Source organism: Acinetobacter sp. BSP-28 (assembly GCF_044130285.1).
Taxonomy (GTDB): domain Bacteria; phylum Pseudomonadota; class Gammaproteobacteria; order Pseudomonadales; family Moraxellaceae; genus Acinetobacter.
Genome location: NZ_JBIQOB010000051.1, coordinates 1 through 4,073 on the forward strand (window position 1 = coordinate 1; position 4,073 = coordinate 4,073).

3 protein-coding genes are annotated in these 4,073 nt (G+C 43.0%); all 3 read right to left on the minus strand.

The window, feature by feature from the left end; translation table 11 throughout:
- Positions 1-2,798, minus strand: a 2,798-nt coding sequence (locus ACE01R_RS17455) for a tape measure protein (protein ID WP_395552760.1), incomplete at its 3' end; no start/stop codon positions are given.
- A 76-nt stretch (positions 2,799-2,874) separates the two neighbouring features.
- The gene (locus ACE01R_RS17460) at positions 2,875-3,267 is read right to left on the minus strand and encodes a DUF4124 domain-containing protein (protein WP_395552761.1); all 393 of its coding nucleotides are present in this window, start codon (positions 3,265-3,267) and stop codon (positions 2,875-2,877) included.
- Positions 3,267-3,923 carry a zinc ribbon domain-containing protein gene (locus ACE01R_RS17465; RefSeq protein ID WP_395552762.1) on the minus strand — a complete coding sequence of 219 codons (657 nt, stop codon included), beginning with the start codon at positions 3,921-3,923 and terminating at the stop codon, positions 3,267-3,269. Before ACE01R_RS17465 ends, ACE01R_RS17460 begins: the two co-directional genes overlap by 1 nt.
- Positions 3,924-4,073: the final 150 nt, after the last annotated feature.

Genomic DNA, 4,073 nt, shown 5'->3' on the forward strand with positions numbered 1-4,073 from the left:
CTAGCGCTTTGCGCTTCTTCACGCGCAACTTGCCCAGCTTGACGGTAACCATCACCAATGCCGTGTGCTGAATCTCGGACGCGGTCATTGGCTTTGGACCACTCATCCATAGATTTAACGGAGGCTTTGCCGGTGGCATCGATTTGGACTTCCAGATTACGTCCAGCATTAGCGGCATTTGTAGATGCTATTACACCAGCATCACCAGATGCTGCAGCCGCTTGAGCAGCTTTTTCATAAGCCTTTTCAATACCTTCAGCTGTAGCCTTCCCACTATCGCGGATTGTGATGTAGTCCATTAAAGCTTGCTGTGCTGCGAGCTTTAAGTTTTCTTTAGTTTGAATACCGAGACGCTTAAAGGCCTCAGTAACAGGATCAATATCATCGGGTAGCTTTTGAGCTTGAAGCTTGACAGCAATTAAGCCTTGCTCAACCTGAGATGTTGAGATCTGGCCCTGATCACCAAACTCCTTAAGCTTAACCTTGGCAGCATCAATTTCAGCCTGGCTCTTAGCTGTTTCAAGCCATTTAAGCCATGCTTCATAAGTGACATTAGCAGCCTGCTTGCCTTCAATACCTAGCTTTTCAAGACCTTGAGCAAAGTTATCTAATTGACTTTCTGATTCTTTAAACTTTGCAGAAATACGATTAAGTGAAACATCCAAATCTAGTCCGAGTGCAGTAGCAGCCTTACGCGCTTTATCAGCAGAAGCAGCAGACTTTTCAGCACCACCTTCTGATTTACTCCATGCCTCAACAGCAACCTTGCCAGACTGATTTAATGTGACGATATAACCCTTCGTCAATAGATCAGCTTGCATCACACCGTCCATAACACCTTTATTGGCAGCAATAGCAGCTTCTGCATAGGCTTGGACAGCGCTTAATTTTTCAGATTCAGTGGCTTTCTTTCCATTAACTTCGGCTTGCTGATCGGCAAGTAACTGGTCTAATTTGGCTTTAGATGATGCAACCGATTCAGCATCCTTTTCAGCTTGTGTTTGTGCTGCTTCAGCAAGACGCTGCAAGCCTTTGGATTGGAATTCCTGAGCTTCACGATCAGCCTCAGCATAATACTGCTTAGCCTTATCTTTCATCAGATCAGCATTGGCAGCAAACTGTTTACTTACATCACCCCACGTCAATGCTGCCATCACACTGTTCGCAGCGGATGCTAAGTCGAAGAATCCACCAGTAAGAAGACTTAGGGCAATTTTGATTGCAGTAGCACCATCACTAATAAATCCAAATGTAATACCTAAACCTTGGAAAATTCTCTCCAAAAAGCTTACTTGCTCACCAGCTTCCGTCACTCCACCAGTGAATGATGAAAATATTGATAAAGCATTGGTCAGTGATGTTCCAACGATATCAATAACATCTGTGCCGAATTCATATACAGTTGCTACCAGATCTTTAACAGCATCGTAAGCGGATGAAATTGCGCTCTTAAAAGCATCGATAGTGCTAGCATCAATCCCACCTTGTAGATCACCAATTAGCGAAGCAAAACCAAGACCAATATCATCCAAGAATACTTTTATAATTCCAAGGTTATCTGCAACCATAACCAAAGCGTCGGCAACAGTGGCGCTTGAGCCGTTCGCCTGATCCATCTCCCCAATAACAATCTGCCATGAAGTTGCAATGCGTTGTAGAGCATTACTAATTGTGGTCGGGAACTGATTATAGGTTTCCTGAATTGCGTCTGCTTGACTGCCAACTGCCTTGATTACACGCTCTGCAGAAAGCTCACCATTTTCAGCCATCTTGCGGAGTTCACCAGTCGTAACCCCTAACCCCTTTGCTAGAGCCTCAGCCAATCCATAGCCATTCTCCATAATAGAGTTGAATTCTTCACCACGAAGAACCCCGCCCTGCATAGCTTGAATAAACTGTTGTACTGCTGCTTCACTGGCCTGAGCTGAGCCTCCACCAATCTGAATCGCTTGCGTCACTGTTTTAGTCAGGTCTAATGCTTGTTGCTGGGTCATTCCCATTTCTTTCCCGACTGTATTAAGTCGAGTAAATAGACCTGCTGTAGCATCTAGACTGGAATTGGTTGCAAGTGCCACCTGCTGGACACCAGCCATTGCAGAAGTGAAGTCACCGCCATCACGAGTAGCGATCTGAATTTGAACTGAGAGATTTGTATAGGTATCCGCTGCTTGTGCTAACTCTCGCAAACCCAAACCAATACCCAAGGCAGCCATAGCACCAACAAGAGCGCTCACCGCAAATTTCGCGCCGTCCAGTCCTTTTTTTGCTGTCTGGGCTGCTGTATCGGTCTCTTTTAGGTTTGTATTGGCTTTGCCTACTTCTGCCTGAAATCCACTAAAAGCCTGATCTGCCTGTTGCACCTCTTTTTCTAGCTGATCAACCTGAACCTGCGCCTTTTCAATATCGGCAGGTGATGCTTTAGTTTTTGAAAATGCTTCAAGATTTTGCTTGGCTTGGGCTAAATCCCCTTTAAGCTGGCCTAATGCCTTCTCAGCCTTATTGCCAAAATCTGTAAAGTTCCCTGCTGTGGATTTTGCATTATCACCAGCATCTTTAATAATGCCTGTAGCTGCATTTAGGGATTGCGAAAGCTTGTCTGCTAACTCACTGGTTCCTTTTGGGATAATATTTCCCATTTCTTTAGAGGCATCAGTAGTTGCTTGTTTTAATCGCTCAGATTCTTGTTTAATTGCGCTAAATACGGATTTTGCTGCATCTTCGGACTGCTTAATATTGCCAACAAAACCTTTAGTGTCGGCATCCATGATTAATTTGAATGTTAAATTTTTACCAGACATGCTGACCTCTAAATTTAGTCAATAAAAAACCCGCCGAAGCGGGTAAACTTAAGTATCAATAAACCATACCAAAGGGTTAATTTGAAATTGATGTTAATTTTCCATTTGTGAAATGCAGATATTTTGACCCGGAATAAGGTGTTCTATACACCCATTGCTCAAACTCATTTTTAGCTGTGGTCGTTGTGTTGACTTTATCCGGGTAGCCCCATGTAGATTTCTCAGCCTCAGACTTTGTCATTCCAACGCGCGGTTCTTTCCTCGCATCACGTTCGGCTCTTTCTTTTTCTGCAGCAGCTTGCTGTCCTTTAATTTTGGCCTGAGACTGCTTAACCTTCTCGCTTAACTCTTTACCAGCACAAGGCTTCCCTTGGTAAACAGTCTTTCCATTTACTGTGCAGGTATATATTTCACCAGCAAAAGAGCTTTGAACCAGAAGCAATAAAATAGAACCTATAAAATATTTCATTATTCCACCATGCTCCCGCAGTGCTTGCACTTGATTGCCGCAACTTTTATTTGTTCTGCGCAATATGGACATGCTTTCATGTCAGCAACATCTTCTGGCACATCTTGCTGCACGCGCTTACCTGCGTTGTGTGAAAAAATATCGTCCGATACCAGCTTTATACTTGTGGTTTTCCGTGCTTTAGGATCTGATTGATTTTGTGTACCCAAATCAACATTATTCTCAACTGGTTCATTTGCAACCTTAGCAAATGCGACATAAACCAGCAAAAGGCTACCTATAAATAAGAACACCCATCCATATTGTATTTGAATGGTGCTCATCATTGCATCTGCCATACCGCCAAATGGGTTGCCTTTTAGTTTATCTGACACATCACCTTTAATGCTGTTTAGTTTGTAGAGTAGATAAATGAAATCTACAATCACTATTAAAAGTGATACACCACCAGTAATCCGTAGAGGCTTTACGTTGTTTATAAAAGCCAGCATGAGGCTGATAATTGCCAACCCAAGCAATATATACCCATCTACACGTCCACTGCTAAATACAGATATTGATCCAGCAATAGGCATGCTAACAATGGGAAGAAAAACCCCAAGTAAAAGAATAACCCCACCTGCTAGACCAACCAATTGTTGTTTGGAGAACTCCATACTCAGCGCTCCCATTCAATGCTATATACAGCACCATCAACAACCGTGATTTCATATTTGGAATTATTGATTGAATATAAATAGGTAGTAGCTTTATGCGGCCAACCTTTACGATCATGGATAACATGGCTATATGAGGATTCTGGCTTA